Annotated in this window: 24 protein-coding genes; 13 read left to right on the plus strand and 11 right to left on the minus strand. The window is 72.9% G+C overall.

The features are described from left to right. The first annotated feature begins 5 nt into the window (after window positions 1-5). The 5 genes from ligD to ABD324_RS08060 all read left to right on the plus strand — a co-directional run bounded on the left by ligD (window position 6) and on the right by ABD324_RS08060 (window position 4,766). Window positions 6-1,007: a non-homologous end-joining DNA ligase gene (gene ligD / locus ABD324_RS08040; protein WP_344414062.1), complete on the plus strand. Its 1,002-nt coding sequence runs from the start codon at window positions 6-8 to the stop codon at window positions 1,005-1,007. A gap of 154 nt (window positions 1,008-1,161) precedes the next feature. Continuing rightward, window positions 1,162-1,809, plus strand: coding sequence for an ABC transporter permease (locus tag ABD324_RS08045; RefSeq protein WP_344414064.1), 648 nt, complete (start codon window positions 1,162-1,164; stop codon window positions 1,807-1,809). Next, the gene (locus ABD324_RS08050; RefSeq protein WP_344414066.1) at window positions 1,802-2,992 is read left to right on the plus strand and encodes an ABC transporter ATP-binding protein; all 1,191 of its coding nucleotides are present in this window, start codon (window positions 1,802-1,804) and stop codon (window positions 2,990-2,992) included. The genes ABD324_RS08045 and ABD324_RS08050 overlap by 8 nt, the downstream gene beginning before the upstream one ends. After that, window positions 2,989-3,792 carry an ABC transporter permease gene (locus tag ABD324_RS08055; protein WP_344414068.1) on the plus strand — a complete coding sequence of 268 codons (804 nt, stop codon included), beginning with the start codon at window positions 2,989-2,991 and terminating at the stop codon, window positions 3,790-3,792. Before ABD324_RS08050 ends, ABD324_RS08055 begins: the two co-directional genes overlap by 4 nt. Next, window positions 3,789-4,766, plus strand: a complete 978-nt coding sequence (locus ABD324_RS08060) for a glycine betaine ABC transporter substrate-binding protein (protein ID WP_344414070.1) — start codon at window positions 3,789-3,791, stop codon at window positions 4,764-4,766. The genes ABD324_RS08055 and ABD324_RS08060 overlap by 4 nt, the downstream gene beginning before the upstream one ends. A 71-nt stretch (window positions 4,767-4,837) precedes the next feature. Here ABD324_RS08060 and ABD324_RS08065 read toward each other — a convergent pair whose 3' ends face one another. The 8 genes from ABD324_RS08065 to ABD324_RS08100 form a co-directional block, all read right to left on the minus strand. Next, window positions 4,838-6,499, minus strand: a complete 1,662-nt coding sequence (locus tag ABD324_RS08065; RefSeq protein ID WP_344414072.1) for an alpha/beta fold hydrolase — start codon at window positions 6,497-6,499, stop codon at window positions 4,838-4,840. Between the two features lie 69 nt (window positions 6,500-6,568). Then, the gene (locus tag ABD324_RS08070; RefSeq protein WP_344414075.1) at window positions 6,569-7,144 is read right to left on the minus strand and encodes an alkaline shock response membrane anchor protein AmaP; all 576 of its coding nucleotides are present in this window, start codon (window positions 7,142-7,144) and stop codon (window positions 6,569-6,571) included. A 206-nt stretch (window positions 7,145-7,350) separates the two neighbouring features. After that, entirely contained in the window at window positions 7,351-7,899 is a 549-nt protein-coding gene (locus ABD324_RS08075) for a DUF6286 domain-containing protein (RefSeq protein WP_344414077.1), read from the minus strand. Window positions 7,900-7,909: 10 nt separating this feature from the next. After that, entirely contained in the window at window positions 7,910-8,302 is a 393-nt protein-coding gene (locus tag ABD324_RS08080) for an Asp23/Gls24 family envelope stress response protein (protein WP_344414079.1), read from the minus strand. Then, entirely contained in the window at window positions 8,299-8,478 is a 180-nt protein-coding gene (locus ABD324_RS08085; protein ID WP_344414081.1) for a hypothetical protein, read from the minus strand. The genes ABD324_RS08080 and ABD324_RS08085 overlap by 4 nt, the downstream gene beginning before the upstream one ends. Window positions 8,479-8,500: 22 nt before the next feature. Continuing rightward, window positions 8,501-8,845 (minus strand): hypothetical protein, encoded by a 345-nt coding sequence (locus tag ABD324_RS08090; RefSeq protein WP_344414083.1) that lies wholly within the window; start codon window positions 8,843-8,845, stop codon window positions 8,501-8,503. Between the two features lie 10 nt (window positions 8,846-8,855). Next, a complete protein-coding gene (locus ABD324_RS08095) occupies window positions 8,856-9,374 on the minus strand; it encodes an Asp23/Gls24 family envelope stress response protein (RefSeq protein ID WP_344414084.1) in 519 nt (172 codons plus the stop codon). A gap of 108 nt (window positions 9,375-9,482) precedes the next feature. After that, a complete protein-coding gene (locus ABD324_RS08100) occupies window positions 9,483-10,196 on the minus strand; it encodes a pyrimidine reductase family protein (RefSeq protein ID WP_344414086.1) in 714 nt (237 codons plus the stop codon). Between the two features lie 238 nt (window positions 10,197-10,434). Here ABD324_RS08100 and ABD324_RS08105 point away from each other — a divergent pair, with 238 nt between their 5' ends. From ABD324_RS08105 to ABD324_RS08120, 4 genes are read left to right on the plus strand one after another with little or no spacing between them, the layout of a single operon-like run. Beyond that, window positions 10,435-11,496: a FecCD family ABC transporter permease gene (locus ABD324_RS08105; protein ID WP_425565755.1), complete on the plus strand. Its 1,062-nt coding sequence runs from the start codon at window positions 10,435-10,437 to the stop codon at window positions 11,494-11,496. After that, the gene (locus tag ABD324_RS08110) at window positions 11,493-12,575 is read left to right on the plus strand and encodes a FecCD family ABC transporter permease (RefSeq protein ID WP_344414088.1); all 1,083 of its coding nucleotides are present in this window, start codon (window positions 11,493-11,495) and stop codon (window positions 12,573-12,575) included. The genes ABD324_RS08105 and ABD324_RS08110 overlap by 4 nt, the downstream gene beginning before the upstream one ends. Next, complete coding sequence (locus ABD324_RS08115; protein WP_344414090.1) at window positions 12,572-13,411, plus strand: ABC transporter ATP-binding protein; 840 nt, start codon at window positions 12,572-12,574, stop codon at window positions 13,409-13,411. Before ABD324_RS08110 ends, ABD324_RS08115 begins: the two co-directional genes overlap by 4 nt. A gap of 32 nt (window positions 13,412-13,443) precedes the next feature. Then, window positions 13,444-14,289: a PPK2 family polyphosphate kinase gene (locus ABD324_RS08120; RefSeq protein ID WP_344414092.1), complete on the plus strand. Its 846-nt coding sequence runs from the start codon at window positions 13,444-13,446 to the stop codon at window positions 14,287-14,289. Window positions 14,290-14,299: 10 nt separating this feature from the next. Here the strand turns inward: ABD324_RS08120 and ABD324_RS08125 are convergent, their stop codons facing one another. Genes ABD324_RS08125 through ABD324_RS08135 form a run of 3 tightly spaced genes read right to left on the minus strand, consistent with a single transcriptional unit; the run spans window position 14,300 to window position 17,125 of the window. After that, window positions 14,300-15,295 carry an inorganic phosphate transporter gene (locus ABD324_RS08125; protein WP_344414094.1) on the minus strand — a complete coding sequence of 332 codons (996 nt, stop codon included), beginning with the start codon at window positions 15,293-15,295 and terminating at the stop codon, window positions 14,300-14,302. Further along, the gene (locus tag ABD324_RS08130; protein ID WP_344414096.1) at window positions 15,292-15,930 is read right to left on the minus strand and encodes a DUF47 domain-containing protein; all 639 of its coding nucleotides are present in this window, start codon (window positions 15,928-15,930) and stop codon (window positions 15,292-15,294) included. The genes ABD324_RS08125 and ABD324_RS08130 overlap by 4 nt, the downstream gene beginning before the upstream one ends. A 52-nt stretch (window positions 15,931-15,982) precedes the next feature. Further along, window positions 15,983-17,125, minus strand: coding sequence for an acyl-CoA dehydrogenase family protein (locus tag ABD324_RS08135; protein WP_344414098.1), 1,143 nt, complete (start codon window positions 17,123-17,125; stop codon window positions 15,983-15,985). A gap of 94 nt (window positions 17,126-17,219) precedes the next feature. On the opposite strand from ABD324_RS08135, the gene ABD324_RS08140 reads away from it, so the two are divergent. The 4 genes from ABD324_RS08140 (at window position 17,220) to ABD324_RS08155 (ending at window position 22,191) form a co-directional block, all read left to right on the plus strand. After that, on the plus strand, window positions 17,220-18,377 hold the full coding sequence (locus ABD324_RS08140; RefSeq protein WP_344414100.1) for an alpha/beta hydrolase: 1,158 nt from the start codon (window positions 17,220-17,222) through the stop codon (window positions 18,375-18,377). Window positions 18,378-18,416: 39 nt separating this feature from the next. Then, on the plus strand, window positions 18,417-19,412 hold the full coding sequence (locus tag ABD324_RS08145; RefSeq protein WP_344414102.1) for an aldo/keto reductase: 996 nt from the start codon (window positions 18,417-18,419) through the stop codon (window positions 19,410-19,412). Between the two features lie 95 nt (window positions 19,413-19,507). Then, window positions 19,508-20,950, plus strand: a complete 1,443-nt coding sequence (locus ABD324_RS08150; protein WP_425565756.1) for an FAD-binding oxidoreductase — start codon at window positions 19,508-19,510, stop codon at window positions 20,948-20,950. Next, the gene (locus ABD324_RS08155; protein WP_344414104.1) at window positions 20,947-22,191 is read left to right on the plus strand and encodes a class I SAM-dependent methyltransferase; all 1,245 of its coding nucleotides are present in this window, start codon (window positions 20,947-20,949) and stop codon (window positions 22,189-22,191) included. Before ABD324_RS08150 ends, ABD324_RS08155 begins: the two co-directional genes overlap by 4 nt. The last annotated feature ends 3 nt before the right edge of the window (window positions 22,192-22,194 follow it).

Consider the following 22,194-nt stretch of genomic DNA (forward strand, 5'->3'; position numbering starts at 1 on the left):
CGCCCATGGCGGCGAAGTCGGTCATCCTGGTCCCGGTCGGTGCGCGCGAGGTGCGTCTGACCAGCCCGGACAAGGTCGTCTTCCCCGATCTCGGGATCACCAAGCGCGAGGTCATGGAGTACTACGTGGCCGTCGCCGGCCCGATGCTCCGCGTCCTGCAGGACCGGCCGACCAACCTCAAGCGGTATCCGGACGGGGTCGAGGGCGAGCCCTTCTTCGCCAAGCGCCTGCCCAAGGGTGCGCCGGACTACATCGAGACGGCGAAGGTCACCTTCCCCAGCGGCCGCACGGCGGACACGTTCTGCCCCACCGAGGAGGCGGCCATCGCCTGGGCCGCCAACATGGGCACGCTCGACTTCCATCCGTGGCCGGTCCGCCGGTCGGACACCAACCGGCCGGACGAGCTGCGCATCGACCTGGATCCCCAGCCCGGCACCGACTTCGCCGACGCGGTGGTGGTCGCCGGCGTGCTGCGCGAGGTCCTCGCCGAGGCGGGCCTGACGGGGTGGCCCAAGACCTCCGGCGGCCGCGGCCTGCACGTCTTCGCCCCGATCCGCCCGGAGTGGGACTTCATCCAGGTCCGCCGGGCGGTCATCTCGATCGCCCGCCGGGTGGCCGCCCGCATCCCGGACAGGGCGACCGTGGAGTGGTGGAAGGAGGAGCGGGGCGAGCGCGTGTTCCTCGACTTCAACCAGGCCGCCCGGGATCGCACGATCGCGAGTGCCTGGTCGGTCCGCGGGCTGCCGCGCGCCACCGTCTCCATGCCCCTGACCTGGGACGATCTGACCTCCGCCGAACCGGACGACTTCACCCTGCGCACCGTGCCCGGCCTGCTGGCCGAGCGGGGGGACCCCCACGCGGAGATGGGGGAGCAGCGGGGCGGCTGCGAGACCGCGCTGCAGTGGTACGACGAGGACGGGCTCGGCGAGATGCCCTACCCGCCGGAGTACCCGAAGATGCCGGACGAGCCGATGCGGGTGCAGCCGAGCCGGGCCCGCAACCCCTGACGGCTCCCGGTCCCCGCCCGCCCGGTCAGGTCACGGCCCGGTTCCATCCCTCCCGGGGACCACCGTTCCACCCGGCGTCCACTCGCATTTGCCCGTAGGTTCCCCCCGGATGCGCGCTCTCCGTAGCGCGCCGCACCGGAAGGGGGATCCGAGTGTGAGCCTCTGGCAGTACGTCACCGAGCGGTGGGACCGACTGTCACTGCAGGCGTTGCTCCATGTGAGTGGCGTGGTGCAGTGCACGATCCTGGCCGCGATCATCGGCGTCGTGGTCGGGATCCTGGTCTACCGCAGCTCCGCGGGTTCCGCGATCGCGACCGCCCTGTCCAGCACCATCCTCACGATCCCGTCGTTCGCCCTGCTCGGGCTGCTGATCCCCATCGTCGGGCTGGGCGTCACGCCGAGCGTCATCGCGCTCACGCTCTACGGTCTGCTGCCGATCGTGCGCAACACGATCGTCGGTCTCGCCGGGGTGGATCCCTCGATCACGGATGCCGCGAAGGGGATCGGGCTGGGCCGCGTCGGCGTGCTCACCCGGGTGGAGCTGCGCCTGGCGTGGCCCGCGATCCTCACCGGCATGCGCGTCTCGGCCCAGATGCTCATGGGCATCGCCGTGATCGCGGCCTACGCCAAGGGCTTCGGCCTGGGCTCGGAGGTCTTCTCGGGCCTCACCCGCGCCGGCTCGGCCAACTCGCTGAACCAGGCGCTCGCCGGAACGCTCGGCGTCGTCATCCTCGCCCTGATCCTGGACGGGATCTTCGTCCTCATCTCCCGTCTGACCGTCCCGAGGGGGATCCGTGACTGACACCATCGAACAGCCCACCGAGCGAGGTGTCTCCGGTGCCGAGATCACCCTCGAGAAGGTCACCAAGCACTACCCGAACACCAAGGCCCCGGCGGTCGAGGCGTTCTCGATGACCATCCCGGCCGGGAAGATCGTCGTCTTCGTCGGCCCCTCCGGCTGCGGCAAGACGACGACCATGCGGATGATCAACCGGATGGTCGAGCCGACCTCCGGGGTCATCACCATCGGCGGCCAGGACGCGCTGAGCCTCGACGCGGACCAGCTCCGCCGCGGCATCGGCTACGCCATCCAGCAGGCCGGCCTGTTCCCGCACTACACGGTCGCGCAGAACATCGCGATCGTGCCGGGCCTGCTCAAGTGGGACAGGAAGAGGATCGACGCGCGGGTCGAGGAGATGATGGACCTCGTCGGTCTCGACCCGGGGACGTTCGCCGGCCGGCTGCCGCGCCAGCTCTCCGGCGGCCAGCAGCAGCGCGTCGGCGTGGCCCGGGCGCTCGCCGCGGACCCGCCCGTCCTGCTCATGGACGAGCCGTTCGGCGCGGTGGACCCGATCACCCGGGGCAACCTGCAGGACGAGCTGCTGCGCCTGCAGTCCGAGCTCGGCAAGACGATCGTGTTCGTCACCCACGACTTCGACGAGGCCGTGAAGCTCGGCGACAAGATCGCGGTGCTGGGCGACCGCTCCTCCATCCAGCAGTACGACACCCCGGACGCGATCCTCGCCAACCCGGCCAACGACACCGTGGCCGGCTTCGTCGGCGCGGGAGCCAGCCTCAAGCAGCTCACGTTGATGCGGGTGCGGGACGTCGAGTTCCACCGGGACGACGTGATGGCCATCGGCGACCACGAGCGGCCCGCCGCCGTGGCCGAGAGGATGGCCTCGGCGGGCCGGACCTACGCGCTGGTCCTCGACGAACGGCGCCGCCCGCAGCGGTGGGTGCACGTGCGGGAGCTCGCCGGGCGCCAGTCGCTCGACGGCGTGGGCAAGGTCGTCGGGGACTCCGTGTCGCCGGCCTCCACGCTGCAGGACGCCCTCGAGGCGATCCTCACCGAGGGCGGCCGCGCAGTGGTCACGGGCAACCGGGGCGAGCTGCTCGGCACGATCGACATCGACACCGTGACCAGCGTGATCGCGAACGTCCGCGAGGAGCACGCCTCGGACGGCACCGGGGTGACCGGATGACCGCCGTCGTCGACCTCCCCGGCGTCTCGAAGACGAGGTCCGTCGAACCCAGACCCTCGGTCGCCTCGCGCGCGGACCGGGTGCGGCTGTTCGTGCAGCCCGTCGCGGTCGTCGTCCTCGTCGGGGCGGTGGTGATCTGGGCCCTGTCCAGCAACCTCAACGCCAACGAGCGCGAGACCCTCAACCTGCCCACCATCCTCGAGCTGACCGGCCAGCACATCGTGATCACGTTCGTCGTCAGCGTGCTGGTGGTGGCCATCGCGGTGCCGCTGGGGGTGGCGCTGACCAGGCCGAAGCTCAAGTGGCTCAGCCCGGTGTTCCTGGCCATCGCGAACATCGGCCAGGCCGCGCCCGCGCTGGGCGTCATCGTGCTGTTCTTCCTCTGGACGGGCATCGAGGGCCTGTGGGCCGTCGCCGTCCCGCTGATCTTCTACACGCTGCTGCCGGTGCTGCGGAACACGATGGTCGGCATCCAGCAGGTGGACCGCTCGCTCATCGACGCCGGCCGCGGGATCGGCATGTCCGCCATGGGCGTGCTGTTCCGGGTGGAGCTGCCGCTGGCGGTGCCGCTGATCCTCGCCGGTCTGCGCACCGCCCTGGTGCTGGCGGTCGGGACCGCGACGCTGGCCTTCTTCGTCAACGGCGGCGGGCTCGGCGAGCTGATCGACACCGGCTACAAGCTTCAGCTCAACTCGGTGATGTACGTCGGCGCGGTGCTGGCGATCGGGCTGGCGCTGCTGGTCGACTGGCTGGGCGGCATGGCCGAGCGCTGGCTGGCTCCCAAGGGGGCCGAGCAGTGAGCCGACCATCGGCACGTCTCGCGGCGATCCTGGGTACGGCCCTGATCGTGCTCGCCGGCTGCGGCCTGTCCACCAACACCGCGGTGCCCTTCACCGTGACCCCGGGCTCGATCACGCCGGTACCGGGCCTGCGGGGCGTGAGCATGACGGTGGGCTCCAAGGACTTCACCGAGCAGATCCTCGTGGGCTACATGACCGAGCTCGCGCTCTCCGCGGCCGGCGCGGACGTCCACGACCTGACCAATATCCAGGGCTCCTCGAACGCCCGGCTCGCGCTCAAGACCGGCGACATCGACATCAGCTGGGAGTACACCGGCACGGGGTGGATCAACTACCTCGGCAACACCCAGCCGATCCCGGACGAGCAGGGCCAGTACGACGCCGTCCGCGATCAGGACCTCAAGGAGAACGGCATCGTCTGGCTGCCGTACTCGAAGCTCAACAACACCTACGCGTTCGGCACCACCCAGGCCTACGCCGACCAGCACAACCTCAAGACCAACACGGACATGGTCAACTTCCTGAAGCAGAACCCCGACCAGGGCGTCTTCTGCGTGGAGACGGAGTTCGCCAGCCGCCAGGACGGCCTGCCCGGCGCGGAGAAGACGTACGGGTTCGCGCCGAAGGAGGTCAAGACCTTCGGCACGGGTGCCATCTACGCCGGCATCGCCAACGGCACCTGCAACTTCGGCGAGATCTTCACGACGGACGGCCGCATCGCGGGCCTGAACCTCGCGGTGCTGGGGGACGACAAGAAGTTCTTCCCGCAGTACAACATCGCCCCGACGCTGCGCGAGGACACCTACAAGGCCCACCCGGAGATCGCCGGCGTCATGGCGCCGATCGCCAAGGCCCTGAGCAACGACGAGATGATCGAGCTGGGCAAGAAGGTCGACGTCGACGGCGACGACCCCGCCAACGTGGCAAGGGACTGGATGATCAAGCAGGGCTTCATAGGCCCCGACACCCGCTGACCCCCCCCGCATTATGGAGCCATAGTGGTTTCATGACGGCGTTATAAAACCATTATGGCTCCATAATGCGGTCAGGCGGGGCAGACGGTGCCGTCCCTCGGCATCTGGCCCTGGACGAGGACCTGGTCGGCCAGGGCGGTGATGCAGGCGTTCCTCGGGTAGGCGCCCTGGGCGGAACCCTCCCAGGTCGCGAACGACGCGTGGCCCAGGAGCTGGGCGACCTTCTTCGAGCCGTCCAGGGGGGCGCGGAGGTCGGCCGCGGTGCCCAGCACCAGGACCGGCGGGGTGGTTCCGGGCAGCGGGGTGACCGAGGGCGAGCCGCCGCTCACCGGCCACGGGCCGCAGGCCAGCAGGCCCTCCGCGGCAGCCGCCCCGAACAGCGGGTACTGCTGCCCCCAGCGCGTGGCGAGCTGGGCGACCTCAGGCGGCGCGAGCCGGCGCACCGAGTCGTTGCAGGTCACGGCCAGCGCCCCGTCGAAGGTGCCGCCGTCCCGCAGCACGGGGGAGAGGAAGCCGATCAGGCCGTTCGGGTCGCCGGAGCCGGCCCCGGCCAGCGCCGCGGCCAGCGCGGGCCAGCGAGCGGGCTCGCCCAACCCCGCGCGCATCGCCGCGATCGCGCCGCCCGCGGTGACCCGGTCCCCGTCGGCCGAGGCGAGCGGGCGGGCGTCCAGGCCCCGGACGATCTGGGTGACGGCGGCCCGCGGATCCGCGCCGAGAGGGCACCCGCCCCGGGCGAGGCAGGAGGAGGCGAACGCGTCGAACGCCGCCTCGGCGGCTCCCGCCCGGCGCTCGCTGCGCTCCGGCTCGTCCGTCGAGGGATCGAGCGGGGAGTCGATCACGATGCGCCCCACCGACTGCGGGTGCGCCGCCGCCCACGCCGCCGCGGCCGTACCGCCGTCGCCGAGCGCGACGATGTTGAGCCGGTCCACCCGCAGCTGGGTGCGCAACCGTTCGAGATCGGCGACGGTGGACGCCGTGCGGTACGTGGTGATCGTCTGGTCGAGCTGCAGGTAGCAGTCCTGGACCACGGACCGGGCCTGCTCCAGCAGCGCCGACAGGCCGGCGTCGCCGGTCACCGGGGCGGTGTCGGTGATCCCGGCGCGGGCGGCGGGCGGCGCGCAGTCCAGCAGGTCGCTGCCGGTGCCGCGGCGGTCCAGGCCGACGAGCTGGTACTGGCGCAGCACCGCGTCGGACACCAGGGTGGCGAGCCGCGCGGCCACCCGGGCCGAGCCGCCGCCCCCGCTGTCCCCGAGGACGACCAGGGCCGGCCGGTTCCGCGGGGCGTCCGGGGCGGAGACGCGCAGGACACCCAGCCGGGTGCTGCCGGCCGTGGGGCGCCCCGGGTCCGCCGGCACGGCCAGCTGGCCGCAGCTCGCGGTCAGGGCCCGCCCGGGCGGCAGCGGGTACCCCTCCGCCGCAACGGCTTCCACCGTGTCCGCGGTGCAGTCCGCGTAGTCCAGCACGGGGTTCTGCTGCTGCGGGAGGGGCAGCGAGTTGGGGTCCGCCGGGGCGGGGGCCGCGCTCGTGGGCGGTGGCCCGGTCATCCCGTCGCCGCGCACCGCGACGGGCGGGCGGCGCGACGGGCCCACCGAGCAGGACGCGAGCAGCAGCGCGACGACCGCGACGACCGCAGCCAGCGCAGCCACCGCGGCCCGCCGCGTCGACGCGTTCGCCGCGGCCCGCCGCGTCGGCGCAGTCAGCGCGGCCCGCCGCGTCCGAGGCGATACCCCCACGTACACAGTGTGACGGTTCGACGGTGAACGCGCCGTGAGCGGGACGGGTGATCGTCCCGCCCCCGCCCGTCAGGCGACCCGCGGCCCGCCACGGGCGGCGTCGAGCTCCAGCCGCACCGCGACGGGCAGGTGCTCCAGCCCCAGCGCGTCACGCGCCTCGGCCACGACGTCGGACTCCAGCAGCCGGCAGATCTCGGCGACGTCGGCGTCATCGGTGATCCACACCGTGACGCGCAGCGCCGGGGAGCCCGCCGACCCGACCATCCGGGCCCGGGCCCGGCCGACACCGGGCAGCAGCCCCGCCCGTGCCCCGACGGCCTCGGCCGCCGCACCCGCCGTGACCAGCAGCGTCGTGTCCGCGGAGGACTCCAGCAACAGATCGGGACGCCGTTCGGGACGCAGCGACCGCACGGCCCAGACGAGCCCGAGCACGACCAGGACGACCCCACCGACGATCGCGACCCACCGCCAGAGCAGCGGCTGGGCGCGCAGCGCGTCGACGATCACGGGATCGAGCAACGGCCGCGAACCCCGGGCGGAGCCGAAGATCCCGAACCCGAGCAGCGCCGCCCCGGCCCCGGCCACCAGTAGCACCAGGCCCAGGACGCCGAGCCACCACCGGTCCGCACCGGCCGACCGGGCCACCGCCTTGCGGGATCCACGGACGACCCGACGGGGCGGGGCGGCGACCTCGGACGTGCGCGGAACCGATGGTCCACCGGCAGGCACGCGTGGTGCCGATGGCCGACCGGCAGGCTCGCGCAGCAACGGTGATTCGCTCGCAGGCTCGCGTGGTGCCGATGATTCGGCAGCAGGCTCGCGCGGTACCGATGATTCGCTCGCTGGCTCGCTCACTGGGGCTCCCTCCGCCCGCGGGCGGTCACGGTGACGCGCGGTGTGGTGGCCAGCGGCAGCTCCCCGAGGAGCTCGTCGACCCGGCCGCGGACCGAGTCCCGCAGCCCGCCGATCCCGCTCTCGTCGTCCGGCCAGCCCTCGGCCCGCACCACCACCCGGCGGGCCGACGCGCTGACCGTGGCCGCAGCGACGTCGTCCGCCTCGCGGACGTGCCGGCCGACGAGCCGGGCCAGCACCCGCGGCGAGGTACCCACGGTCATGGCGGGGGCGGGCGCGGTCAGGGCCACGTCGTGGCGCCGTGCGAGCAGCGCGACCAGCACGAGCAGCAGCCCGAGCACGGCGACGCAGATCGCGACGATCCGCACCGTCGTGTCCGTCCAGGCGATCTCGCCGAGCCGCGCCTGCCAGTCCTGCCAGGGCACGACCAGCCCGCGGGTGGCGGCGGGCCGCAGCCACGCCGCCACCACCTCGAGCACGACGAGCACGCCCAGAGCGGCCAGCACCAGCCCGAGCAGCGGCGCGAGCGTACGCAGCAGTACGCGCATGACGGCCTCCCTACCGGATCCGCGCGGTCTCGGCGGGTGCGCCGCGCAGCCCGGACACGGTCACCGCGAGGGACCGCACCCGGTAGCCCGCCAGGCGGGCCAGGTCGTCCGCGATCCGGCTGCGGACGGCCGCCACCGTCTCCCGCACGGGAGCCGGGTAGAGCAGGGTCAGCTCGAGCCGCACGTCGACCGCGTCGGCGCCGGCGGCGACCCGGGCGCGCGGCCCGGCCTCGCCGACGTCCACGCCCGCGACCCGGCGCTCGCGGTGGAGCGTGCCCGGGACCTGGTCGGCCGCGTACTCGGCGATCTTGCGGAGCACGGTCGGCGCGATGTCGAGGACACCGCGCTCGTCGGCGTCGGGCGCCCAGCCGGGCAGCGCGACCTCCGCCGGGGCGAGAGTCACTTGTCCCGCGCCCGGCCGAGGATCCCGGACAGGTCCAGCTCCCCGTCGAGCACGCGGCCCACCAGCAGGCCGACCGCACCGAGCACGAGGACGATCAGGAAGGCGCCGAAGCCGCCGAAGGCGGCAGCGACACCGAGGATGAGACCCGTCAGCAGACCGGTCTGGGTGGCGTTCATCAACACGCTCCTGCTGTGCATGTCAGGGTCCGATCTCGACGGCCGCGGTGGCGGCCGGGCGGGCCCGTTGGGGTGGTGCGTCCACGTCGGCGACGGTGAGGTCCACCGGACGCGGGGTGAGGGTCGCGATCGCCGCCCGCAGCTCCCGGACGACCTCCGGGAGCGGGCGGTCCAGCCCGAGGACGACCGCGACCTCGACGGGTGCGGCGGGCTCGTCCGGTACCCGGACCCCGACGAGCCTGCGGCCCGGGATCCAGGTCGCGACGGCGTTCCAGGGCCCGGCGTCGAGCCGGGAGACGGCCGGGTGGGCCGACACCAGCTCGGCCAGCCGGCGGGCGAGCAGCTCCCCGGGTTCGGAGGTGGTCACTCGACTGCGGTCACTCGACCCGGGAGGGCGCCGGGGTGGCCGGGACGGCCGGGGCGTCGACGTCGTCGTCGTCGTCCGGCAGGTGGATGTCGTTGACCGCGATGTTGACCTCGATGACCTCGAGGCCCGTCATGCGCTCGACGGCCGTGATCACGTTGCGCCGCACGGCCCGCGCGAGGTCCACGATGGATGCCCCGTACTCCACGACGATGTCCAGGTCGACCGCGGCCTGCTTCTCGCCGACCTCGACCTGCACGCCCGCGATGTTCGACGCGCCGGCGCCGCCGCCGGGGATGCGCTCGCGGATCGCGCCGAAGGCGCGGGAGACGCCGCCGCCCATCGAGTGCACGCCGGAGATCTCGCGCGCCGCGATGCCGGCGATCTTCTGGACGACGGAGGCGGCGATCGTCGTGCGGCCCTGGGCGGTGTCCTCGGCGAGCCGGCCCGGGCTGCCGGCGACGCCGCCGGCCGCGGCCGTGGTCGCGGTGGAGGCGGCCGGGATGGTGGGGCTGGGGGTGCTGCTGGTCATGTGGTTCTCCTCTTCGGCGGGTTCGCCGTACACCGGTGAGACGTCCCTACCCCCTCCTGCCTCACGGGACATCACCCGAACGGCGGATCGACACCCAGGAGTACCGGTTCAGGGGGTGCGGGAGTAGCGGAGCAGCAGGGTGCCGTCCTCCTCCAGCGCCGACGCGAGCGCGAACCCCTCCGGCGGGGCCGCGGCCGGTCCGGACGCGATCCGGCCGGCATCCCCGGCGACGACCAGCGGCGCGAGCGTGAGGCACAGCTCGTCGACCGCGCCGGCCCGGACGAGGTCACCGTGCAGCCCGGGGCCGCCCTCGCAGAGCACCCGGCGCAGCCCGCGCCGCTCCAGCTCGCCCAGCAGCGACGCCGGCGTGAGATCCGGGAGCTCGACGACCTCGCCGCCCGCCTCCCGCAGCGCCGCCCGCCGGTCCGCGGGCGCGTCCGTGGTGGTGAGCACGAGCGTCGGGGTCGAGGTGTCGGTGAACAGGCCCGTCCCGGGATCGAGCGAGGCCGAGCCGGTGACGACGGCGATCGGCGGGGGAGCGTCGGTGCCGATCGTGGGCTTGCGGGCCCCGCGGTATCCCTCGGCCCGCGCGGTGCCCGCCCCGACCAGGATCACGTCCGCGAGCCGGCGCAGCGTGCCGAAGACCGCCTTGTCCGCCGCGGAGCCCAGCCCGCCGGAGACGCCGTCCACGGACACCGCGCCGTCGAGGCTGGACACGAAGTTGACCCGGACGACGGGCCGCCCGGGGGACGGCGGGTAGGCGTAGATCTCCGGCAGGTCGGCGGGATCGACGGGGCCCGTTCCGGGCAGCAGGCGGCGCACGCCGTCATCAGATCACCGGCGGCTTCGGCCCGCGAACCGGCTGCCGGTGCCCGCCCGGTGACCGACGGTTGCCGGTCGGACACCCGGCCGTACCGGAACCGGACACCGGTGTCGTTCCGTGATCGCCCCGGGCTTCCTGACCCGGCCGAGTGAGGTTAGCCTCCCTTCGTCACCACACAGGGCACCTGTCCTGTCGTGCCCGCGCACCCGCGCCGGACGACCACGGAGGAGGCGACGAGTGAGCACCACGGCCGAACCCGCACGGCCGGCCCCCGTCGTGGTCCCGCGCCCCGGCAGCGGCCTGCGCCGCCGCCGGCTGGCCGGGCTCGCGATCCTGTTCGCCCTCCTGGTGCTCGCGCTGTTCGCGAGCATCGCGTTCGGCACCAAGATCATCCCGTTCTCGCACGTGTGGAGCGCGATCGTCGCGCCCACCGGTACCGAGGACGACGTGGTGATCCGCTCGCTGCGGGTGCCGCGGACCCTGCTCGGGGTGCTGGTCGGGATCGCGCTCGGGCTGGCCGGCGCCCTGATCCAGGGGCACACCCGCAACCCGCTCGCCGATCCCGGCCTGCTCGGGGTCAACGCCGGCGCGGCCTTCTTCGTCGTGTGCGGGATCTACGTCTTCGGCGTGACCACGCTGCTCGGCTACGTCTGGTTCGCCTTCGCCGGCGCCATGGTGGCCAGCACCGCGGTGTTCCTGCTGGGCTCCGCGAGCGGTCGCGGCAGCCCCACCCCCGTGAGCCTCGCGCTCGCCGGCGCGGCGTTGTCCTTCCTGCTGGGCGGCCTGGTCTCGGCGATCATCCTCACCGACACGAACACCCTGGACGCCTACCGCTTCTGGAACGTCGGCTCGCTCGCGGGCCGGGACGCGGCGGTGTTCGGGCAGGTGGTGTGGTTCATCGTGGTCGGGGCGCTCATCGCCCTGGCCAGCGCGCCCGCGCTCAACGCGCTGTCCCTGGGTGACGACGTGGCCCGCTCGCTCGGCCAGTCCGTGCGGCGGACCCGGGTCATGGGCGTCATCGCGATCACGCTGCTGGCCGGCGGGGCGACCGCGGCGTGCGGCCCGATCGCGTTCGTCGGCCTGGTGGTGCCGCACCTGGCGCGCTCGCTCACCGGCCCGGACCATCGCTGGCTGCTGCCGGCGTCCGGGCTGATGGGGGCGGTGCTGCTGCTCGCCGCGGACGTCCTCGGGCGGGTCGTGGCCCGGCCCGGCGAGCTGCAGGTCGGCATCGTGCTGGCGATCGTCGGCGCCCCGTTCTTCATCGCCCTGGTCCGCCGCAGGAAGCTGGTGTCCCTGTGAGCGCGCCCGTGATCGCCCCGCCCGAGGTCCCCGGGCGCACGCCGTTCCGCCGCGGGCCCGTCTCGCTGGTGTGGCGGCCGCGCACCGTGGTCGTCGTGGTCGTGGGGCTCGCGCTGCTCCTGCTCGCGGTGGCCCTGAACGTCGGCCGCGGCGAGTACCCGATCAGCATCGGCGAGGTGCTGGCCACACTGTTCGGCGGCGGCGACCCCGGCCAGCAGTTCATCGTCCTGGAGCTGCGGCTGCCGCGCTCTCTCACCGGCCTGCTGGTCGGTGGCGCGCTCGGCGTGGCCGGTGCGATCATGCAGGCGATCGCCCGCAACCCCCTCGCGAGCCCGGACATCATCGGCATCACCTGGGGCGCCGGCGCCGCGGCGGTGAGCGTCGTGGTGCTCGGCGGGGCCGCGCTGGGCGGCAGCCTCGCCGCGGTCGGCCTCCCCGTCGCCGCGCTCGTCGGCGGCCTGGTGAGCGCGGTCGTCATCTACGGCCTGGCCTGGCGCAAGGGCATCCAGGGCTACCGGCTGGTACTCGTCGGCATCGGGATCAACGCCATCCTGGTGGCGCTGGTCAACTGGATGCTGATCGTCGCCCAGGTCTACGAGGCCGCCCGCGCCACGGTGTGGATCAACGGCAGCCTCAACGCCCGCGGCTGGGAACACGTCGTCCCCGTCGGGATCGCGCTGGTGGTCCTGGTGCCGGCGGCGATCGTCCTGTCCTTCGTGATGGGCGGCCTGCAGTTCGGTGACGACACGGCCAGCGGCCTGGGCATCCGGGTCAACCGGGCCCGCACCTGGCTGCTGCTGGTCGCCGTCGGCCTGGCCGCCGTCGCCACCGCGTCCGCCGGGCCGATCGCCTTCGTGGCGCTGGTGGCCCCGCAGATCGCGCAGCGGCTCGTCGGCTCGCCGCGACCGCCGATCGTCGCGTCCCTGGTCCTGGGCGCCGCGCTCACGGTGTTCTCGGACCTGGTCGCCCGCACCGCGTTCGGCGGCGCGGAACTGCCCGTCGGGGTGATCACCGCCGTCCTCGGCGCCCCCTACCTGCTGTACCTGCTCGTCCGTCAAGGCCGGGAGGCCCGCGCATGACCACCAGCCCCGCATCCCGGGCCGAGGTGCAGGACGACCGTTCGGGCCGGGTCCGGCTCCGGGCCGAGGGCGTCCGGCTCGGCTACGGCGAGCGGACCATCGTCGACAACCTGGATCTCGAGGTCGTGCAGGGCACCGTCACCTCGGTGATCGGGCCCAACGGGTGCGGCAAGTCCACGCTGCTGCGCGCGCTCGGACGGCTGCTGCGGCCCACCGCGGGCCGGGTACTGCTCGACGGCCGGCAGATCGACACCATGCCCACCAAGGAGGTCGCGACGATCCTGGGGCTCCTGCCGCAGGCACCGACCGCGCCCGAGGGCCTCACCGTCGGCGACCTGGTCGCCCGCGGCCGGCACCCGCACCAGACCTGGTACCGGCAGTGGTCGACCGACGACCAGGAGGCCGTGGCCGAGGCGCTGGAGTGGACCGGCATCTCGGACCTCGCCGAGCGGCCCGTCGACGAGCTGTCGGGCGGCCAGCGCCAGCGGGCCTGGATCTCGATGGCCCTGGCCCAGGGCACGGACCTGCTGCTGCTCGACGAGCCCACCACCTACCTCGACCTCGCCCACCAGGTCGAGGTGCTGGAGCTGGTGGAGCGGCTGAACTCCGAGCGCAACCGGACCGTGGTGATGGTGCTGCACGACCTCAACCTCGCCGCCCGGTACTCGAGCCGGCTCGTCGCCATGAAGGCGGGTGCGATCATGGCGCAGGGCGAGCCCGGGGACGTGATCACCGAGCCGCTGCTGTCCGAGGTGTTCGGGCTGGAGGCCCGGGTGATCCCCGATCCGGTGGCCGGCACCCCGATGGTCGTCCCGATCGGAACCCGCGCCTCGTAGAGACGAGCCGGGGTGATCGCTAGGGTGCGCGCATGAAGGCCACTGCGCGCGAGACCTTCCGGGTGCCGTCCGGTCCCGTGGACCTGTCGGCGATCGACACCGCCGGGCGGCCCATCGGCCCCAAGGACAAGACGGACGCGGCCCGGGCCATGGGCGAGCTCGACGCGCGGCTCGACGCCCGCCAGGAGGCCCTCTACGCCGAGGGCACGGCGGGCGGCACCCGCGCGGTGCTGCTCGTCCTGCAGGGCATGGACACCTCCGGCAAGGGCGGCGTGATCAGCCACGTCGTCGGCATGGTCAACCCGCAGGGCCTGCACATCGCCTCGTTCAAGCGGCCCACGCCCGAGGAGCTGTCCCACGACTTCCTGTGGCGGATCCGCAAGCAGGTCCCCACGCCCGGGCGGATCGGCGTGTTCGACCGCTCCCACTACGAGGACGTGCTGGTCGCGCGGGTGGACTCCCTCGTCGAGGAGTCCGTGTGGCAGGCCCGGTACGGCCAGATCACCGCCTTCGAGAAGGAGCTCTCGGAGCAGGGCGTCACGGTGCTGAAGTGCATGCTGCACATCTCGCCGCAGGAACAGGCCGAGCGCCTCGGAGCCCGCCTCGACGACCCGCAGAAGCGCTGGAAGTACAACCCCGGCGACATCGACTCCCGCGAGAAGTGGCCCGCCTACCAGGAGGCCTACGCGGCCGCCCTGGAGCGCTGCGACTCCGACGTCGCACCCTGGTTCGTGATCCCGAGCGACCGCAAGTGGTACCGGAACTGGGCCATCGCGGCGCTGCTCGCCGAGACCCTCGACGATCTCGCCCCGGTCTTCCCGGCCCCGGACTACGACGTCGAGGAGGAGCGCGCCCGCCTGAAGGCGAGCGTGGTCTAGACCGGGCCGATCAGACCACCAGCGGGTGCAGGACCCAGAACGCCACGGCGGCGCACAGCCCGGCGGCGGGCAGGGTCACCACCCAGGCCACGGCGATGTTGCCCGCGACGTTCCAGCGGACGGCGGAGAGCCGCTTGGTCGCCCCCACCCCGAGGATGGACGACGTGATCGTCTGGGTGGTCGAGATCGGTGCGGCGAACACGAACGCGGTGGTGTAGAGCACGGCCGAGGCCGTCAGCTCGGCCGCGAACCCGCGCGGCGGATCCAGGTCGATGATCCGCCGCCCGAGCGTGCGCATGATCCGCCAGCCACCCGCCGCGGTGCCCGCGGACAGGGCGCCGGCGGAGATCAGCACGACCCACCACGGCACGTCCGTGCCCTCGTGGAAGCCGCCGACCACCAGGGCCAGCACGATCACGCCCATCGTCTTCTGCGCGTCCTGCAGGCCGTGGCCCAGCGCCATCGCGGCGGCCGAGACGGTCTGCGCGATCCGGAAGCCGCGGCTCGTGCGGGCGGGACGGGAGTTCCGGAAGATCCACAGGATCGCGATCATCACGAGCCCGGCGCCCAGGAACCCGGCGACGGGCGAGAGGACCATCGGCAGCACGACCTTCTCGAGCACGCCGGCCCACTTGACCTCGCCCGCGGACGCGAGCCCGGCCCCGACCAGCCCGCCGATCAGGGCGTGCGACGACGAGCTCGGCAGACCGAGCCACCAGGTCACGAGGTTCCAGACGATGGCGCCGATCAGCGCCGCCAGGACCACCACGAGCCCCGCGATGCCCTGCGGGGCGCTGATGATCCCGCTCCCGACCGTGGACGCCACCTCCGTGCCCAGGAAGGCCCCGACGAGGTTCATCACGGCCGCCATGAGCAGTGCCACACGGGGGGAGAGCGCGCGGGTGGCCACGGACGTCGCGATGGCGTTCGCCGCGTCGTGGAAGCCGTTCGTGTAGTCGAAGGCCAGCGCCACCACGATGACCACGATGACCGCGGTGAGGATCATGCTTCCTTGACCGCGATGCTCTCGACCGTGTTGGCGACCGTCTCGAAGGCGTCCGCCGCCTCCTCCAGGGTGTCGACGACCTCCTTGAGCTTGATCACCTCGAGCACCGCCGCCGCGTCCGTGATCCGCTCGTCCGGGGAGAGCAGCCCGGCGAGCACGGCGTGGTAGGCCTCGTCCGCCTCGTCCTCGAGGGAGTTGACGTGGATCCAGTACTCCTGCAGCTCGGCCATCCGCTCGAGCTTCGGCATCGCCTCCGCGGTGGCCGCCGCGGCCCGGCGGAGCACGTCGACCTGCATGGTGATGCCTGCCGGCAGCCGGTCGAGCCGGTAGAGCACGATCCGGTCCGCCGCCTCCTCGATGGCGTCCACCACGTCGTCCAGCGAGGACGCGAGGCGGTAGATGTCCTCGCGGTCGAAGGGTGTGACGAAGACCGAGTTCAGCTTGACCATGATCTCGTGGGTGATCTCGTCGCCGGCGTTCTCGGCGTCCTTCACCCGCTTCGCCAGCGCCGGGCGGTCGGGGGGCTCGGCGGCGACGAGCGCAGCGAGCTCCCCCGCCGCCACCACGATGTTCTCGGCGGCACGGGTGAAGAGCGGGTAGAAGCCGCGCTCGTGCGGCGTCAACCGGAAAGCCATGAGCCGCTTTCTACCCGTTCACCGCGCGGCCACGTGCGCCGGGTGGTGTCCCTCAGCCGGTGAGCGTCCGTCCGATGATCTCCTTCATGATCTCGTTGGTGCCGCCGTAGATGGACTGCACCCGCGAGTCGACGAAGGCCCTGGCGATCGGGTACTCGAGCATGTACCCGTAGCCGCCGTGCAGCTGCACGCACCGGTCGACCACGCGTTTCTGCACGTCGGTGGCCCACCACTTGGCCTTGGCGGCGTCGGCGACGGACAGCTCTCCCGCGACGTGGGCGGCCAGACAGCGGTCCACGTAGGCCCGCGTCACGTCCACCTCGGTGTCCATCTCGGCGAGTTCGAAGCGGGTGTTCTGGAAGGCGGCGACCGGCCGGCCGAACGCCTTGCGCTCCTTGGTGTAGTCCAGCGTCATCCGCAGGGCGGCCGCCGCGCCCGCCGTCGCACCGAGGGCGATCGACAGCCGCTCCTGGGCCAGGTTCTGCATCAGGTAGATGAAGCCCTCGCCCACCTCGCCGAGCACGTTGGCCGCGGGCACCCGCACGTCGGTGAAGCTCAGCTCCGCGGTGTCCTGGGCCTTCATGCCCACCTTCTCCAGGCGGCGGCCGCGCTCGAAGCCGGGCATCCCGCGCTCCACGCAGAGCAGCGAGAAGCCGCGCGACCCGGCGTCCGGATCCGTCTTCGCCACGACGATCACGAGGTCCGAGAGGATCCCGTTGGTGATGAAGGTCTTGGCGCCGTTGAGCACCCAGTCGTCCCCGTCGCGGGTGGCGTGCGTCGCGATGCCCTGCAGGTCGGAACCGGTGCCGGGCTCCGTCATCCCGATCGCGGTGATCATCTCGCCGGAGCAGAAGCGGGGCAGCCAGCGCTGCTTCTGCTCGTCGGTGCACAGCCGCAGCAGGTAGGGGGCCACGACGTCGTTGTGCAGCGGGAAGCCGAGCCCGCTCGCGCCCGCCGCCGTGATCTCCTCCAGGGCCACGGCGTTGTAGCGGAAGTCGGGGGTGCCCCCGCCGCCGTACTCCTCGGGGACGTCCGTGCCGAGCAGGCCGGTGCGGCCCGCGGCGAGCCAGATCTCCCGGTCGACCTGCCCCTGCTTCTCCCACTCGGCGTGGTGGGGGAGGACCTCCTTCTCCAGGAAGGTCCGGACGAGGTCGCGGAACGCGTCGTGTTCGGCATCGAAGAGGTCGCGCTGCATGGCGGCGAGTGTCACATACTGGCCGGTAACCGCGCCGGTCACCGCGCGTGCCTCGCTCGGCCCGCCCGGGCCTCGGCGGCCGTATCCTGCCGCGATGGGGGCGCTGGGCAATCTCTGGGACAAGGTCGTCGCGGGCGGCGTGGCCGACCTGCGCCGGATGCCCCGCACCGAGATCGCCCGCGATCCCGGCGGGGTCCTGTACCGCTACGACGATCCGGAGACGAAGCTCGCGGAGTCGACCATCGGCACACAGACGGAGCTCGCGGAGTCGACCATCGGCACGCAGACGGAGCTCGCGGAGTCGACCATCGGCACGCAGACGGGGCTCGCGGAGTCGGCCATCGGTACCGCCACGGGCCCCGCCGTGCTGCTGGTCCCGCCCCTCGGCGCCCCGGACTTCGCCTACGACCTCCGCCGCGGCGGCTCCCTGGTCGAGCACCTGCTCGCCGCCGGCCGGACCGTCTACCTCGTGGACTACGGGCCCATGGCGTTCGGTCAGCGCAAGCTCGGCGTCGAGCACTGGGTCGACCGCGTGGTCCCGCGGGTCACGCGCATGGTCGCCGAGCGCGAGGGCCCGGTCCACCTCGTCGGCTGGTCCCTCGGCGGGCTGTTCGCGCTGCTGGCGACCGCGGCGGCCGCGCAGGCCGGTGACCGCCTCCCGGTCCGGACCGTGACGGCGATCGCCAGCCCCGTCGACATCTCCGCGGTGCCCCTGGTGGCGCCGCTGCGCCCGCTGGCCGAGGTCGCCGGCGGGCGGGCGGTGTCCGCGGTCTACCGCGCCGCCGGCAGTTTCCCGGCCCCCGTGGTCAGCTGGGCCTTCCACCTGACGACGGTCGATCGCCTGGTCACCAAGCCCCTGGTGGTGGCGTCGCGGCTGGGGGACCGGGACACCCTCGCCCAGATCGAGGCGGTGGACCATTTCATGCGGCACATGCACGGCTATCCCGGGCGCGCGTTCGGCCAGCTGTTCCATCTCCTGCTGCGCAGCAACGACCTGGCCTCCGGCGAGCTGGCGCTGGGCGGCCGGCAGATCTCGCTCGCCGCCGTGGACGTGCCGGCGCTCGTCGTGGCGGGGGAGGACGACGTCATCGCCCCGATGGCGTCGGTCCGGCACACCGTCGAGCTGCTCGCGGGCTCCCCGGAGGCCCGGTTCGAGTCCGCACCGGGCGGCCACCTCGGCGTCCTCACCGGACGCCGGGCCCGGACCACGACCTGGCCCGCGCTGGACCGCTTCCTCGACGACCACCGCTGACGACCCCCCCTGAACGGCCCGAGTGGGCACACTGGACCCATGCGCTTCGTGGAGAACATCGGGACCGACTCGCCGTACTCCGTGATCGGGCTGGGCACCTGGCAGTTCGGTTCCCGGGAGTGGGGGTACGGCGCGGACTACGCGGGCAGTGACACGACGGCAGGGGAGTCGCAGCGGATCGTCGCCCGCGCCCGCGAGCTGGGCGTCACCGTGTTCGACACGGCGGAGTCCTACGGCTTCGGGCGGTCCGAGCGGATCCTCGGAAAGGCCCTCGCGGAGACGGGCGGGACGGACGGCCTCGTCGTCGCCACCAAGATCTTCCCGCTGCTGCCCACCGCCGCGGTCGTCCAGCAGCGCGGGGTGGCGAGCGCCCAGCGCCTCGGCGTCCGGACGATCGACCTCTACCAGGTCCACCAGCCCAACCCGGTCGTCTCCGACGCCACGACCATGCGCGGCATGAAGGCGCTGCGGGACGTCGGCGTGGTGCGGGAGGTCGGCGTCTCGAACTACAAGCTCGCCCGCTGGCAGACGGCCGAGGCCCGGTTCGGGGCGAAGGTGCTGTCCAACCAGGTCCAGTTCTCGATGGTCCATCGCGGACCGCTGACCGAGATGCTCCCGTGGGCGCAGCGCACCGGCCACGTGGTGATCGCCTACAGCCCGCTGGCCCAGGGCTTCCTCTCCGCCCGGCACAGTGCGGCGGACCGGCCCACCACCGGCGTCCGGGCCATGAACGCGATGTTCCTGCCCGAGAACCTCGACGCCGCGAGGCCGCTGTTCGACACCCTCCGGGACGTCGCCACCGCCCACGACGCCACGCCCGCCCAGATCGCCCTGGCCTGGGTCGTGCACCCGCCGAACGTCGTGGCCATCCCCGGGGCGTCGAGCGTGGCGCAGGTGGAGAGCAACGTGGCCGCCGCGGAGATCCGGCTCACCGCGGACGAGTACGCCGGCCTCACCGCGGCGGCCGAGGCCTACCAGCCGGTGACGGGCTTCCCGGCGATCCCCAAGCTCGTCTCCGCCCGCCGGCGTGGGTGATTGGTCCGTATTTTCGGGCTGTTCTCCCGCAGGAGTGACCTATCCCCGGGTGCCGCTGCCTGACGTGGGCGCATTCGGGCGTTAGCGTGGCATTCGTGAGCGGCACGGTGAGCGGTTCGACCCGGACGGCGGCAGGCCCGGGCGAGGCGGTGAGCGGTCCCCGGCGGGCCCACGACGCGACCGTCGACGCCCTGGTGCGCGCGTACCGCGCGGTCCCGGCGGGCACCCGGGTCCGCCTGGGCAAGCGCACCTCGAACCTGTTCCGGTTCGGTGCCACCACGGGGACGGCCGTCCACCTGGACACCTCCGGGCTGGCCGGGGTGATCGAGGTCGACCGCGAGGCCCGCACCGCGGACGTCCAGGGCATGTGCACCTACGAGGACCTGGTCGCGGCGACCCTGCCGCACGGGCTGATGCCGCTGGTCGTCCCCCAGCTGAAGACGATCACGCTCGGCGGCGCGGTCACCGGGCTCGGCATCGAGTCCACGAGCTTCCGGCACGGGCTGCCCCACGAGTCCGTCGTCGAGATGGACGTGCTGACGCCGGCCGGCGAGCTGGTCACCGCGCGCCCGGACGGCGACTCCGCCGATCTCTTCCACGCCTTCGCCAACTCCTACGGCACCCTCGGCTACGCGCTGCGCCTGCGCATCGAGCTGCAGCCGGTCAAGCCGTACGTCAAGCTCACCCACCATCGCTACCGCACCGCGGAGGAGGCCACCGCGGCGATCGCGGAGTTCTCCGCGAGCGGGATCGACTTCCTCGACGGCACGGTCTACTCCGCCACCGAGCACTACGTCTCCGTCGGTGAGTTCGTCGACGCCCCCACCCCCGGCGCCCGGGTCAGCGACTACACGGGCATGGCGGTGTTCTGGAAGTCGCTGGCCACCCGCCCGGTCGACCACCTCACCGTGCACGACTACCTCTGGCGCTGGGACACGGACTGGTTCTGGTGCTCGCGGGCCTTCGGCGTGCAGGTGCCGTGGGTGCGCCGGCTGTGGCCCGCCCGGTTCCGCCGCTCGGACGTGTACCGCAGGCTGGTCGCCCTCGACCAGCGCTACCAAGCGTCCAACCGGATCCGCCGCCGGCTCGGCCATCCCGAGGAGGAGATGGTCATCCAGGACGTGGAGATCCCCACCGCGAACCTGCCGGAGTTCCTCGCGGAGTTCCACGCCCACGTCGGGATCTCCCCGGTCTGGTTGTGCCCCTTGCAGCTGCGCGGGGAGCGGACCTGGCCGCTGTACCCGATGAAGCCGCACACGCCGTACGTGAACGTCGGTTTCTGGTCGTCGGTGCCGATCACCGGGGGAGCGACGGAGGAGGAGCGTGCGGATCCGACCATCAGGACCAAGCACAACCGCTTCGTCGAGGACCTGGTCGCGCGCCTCGACGGGCACAAGAGTCTGTACTCGACCGTGCACTACGGCGAGGCCGAGTTCTGGGAACGCTACAACGGCACCGCGTACCGCGCGGTGAAGGACCGCTACGACCCCCTGGGTCGGGTGCCGGATCTCTACACGAAGGTCGGAGGGGCAGCATGAGGGTCGCGGAGGTCTTCGGGCACGTCATCGGGAAGGACGCCCCGATCCGGCTGGTCGCCTACGACGGCAGCAAGTCCGGTCCGGACGACGCCGAGACCACGCTGCGGATCGAGTCGCCGGTCGCGCTGGCGCGGCTCGCGTCGGCACCGGGCACGCTGGGCCTCGCCCGGGCGTACGTCACCGGCGAGATCGACGTCGAGGGCGAGCTCTACGCGGCGCTCTCGGCGCTGTCGGAGGTCACGCTGAACGGCGTGTCCAAGGCGGACTTCGCCCGGCTGCTGGGCACGGTCGGGCCGATCTGGCTCAGGCACCGGCCCGCGCCGCCCGAGCTCGAGGCGCGCCCGCGCGGGCGGCTGCACTCGAAGTTCCGGGACAGCCAGGCCATCTCGCACCACTACGACGTCTCGAACACCTTCTACGAGTGGGTGCTCGGCCCGTCGATGACCTACACCTGCGCGGCCTACCCGGGCCCGGACGCCACCCTCGAGGAGGCGCAGGCGGCCAAGTACGACCTGGTGGCGCGCAAGCTCGCGCTGGAGCCGGGGATGCGGCTGCTCGACGTCGGCTGCGGCTGGGCCGGCATGGTGCGCCACGCCGCCCGGATGGGTGTGCACGCGCTGGGTGTGACCCTGTCCAAGGCGCAGGCCGAGTGGGGGCAGGAGGCGATCCGGCGCGAGGGCCTCGAGGAGTTCGCCGAGGTCCGGCACCTGGACTACCGGGACGTCACCGAGACCGGCTTCGACGCCGTCAGCTCGATCGGGCTCACCGAGCACATCGGCAAGAAGCAGCTCGAGCACTACTTCGGCTTCCTGTACGGCAAGCTGCGCCCCGAGGGCCGGCTGCTCAACCACTGCATCACCCAGCCGCGCACGGTGAACAAGCGCAAGGTGGACCCGTTCATCGGCCGCTACGTCTTCCCGGACGGCCAGCTCGAGTCCCCGGGCCTGCTGATCACCGAGATGAACGACGCGGGCTTCGAGATCCGGCACGAGGAGAACCTGCGCGAGCACTACGCGCTGACGCTGCGGGACTGGGGCCGCAACCTCGAGGAGCACTGGGACGAGGCGGTGGCCGAGGTCGGCATCGGGCGCGCCCGGGTCTGGCGGCTCTACATGGCCGCCTGCCGGCTCGGCTTCGACCTGGACAACATCCAGCTGCACCAGGTGCTCGGCGTCAAGCTCGGGGAGCACGGCCGCTCCGGGATGCCGCTGCGCGGCTGGCGCGCCGAAGGAGTCTGGTAGATA

This window comes from Pseudonocardia ailaonensis, assembly GCF_039531635.1.
In the GTDB taxonomy this organism is placed as follows: domain Bacteria; phylum Actinomycetota; class Actinomycetes; order Mycobacteriales; family Pseudonocardiaceae; genus Pseudonocardia; species Pseudonocardia ailaonensis.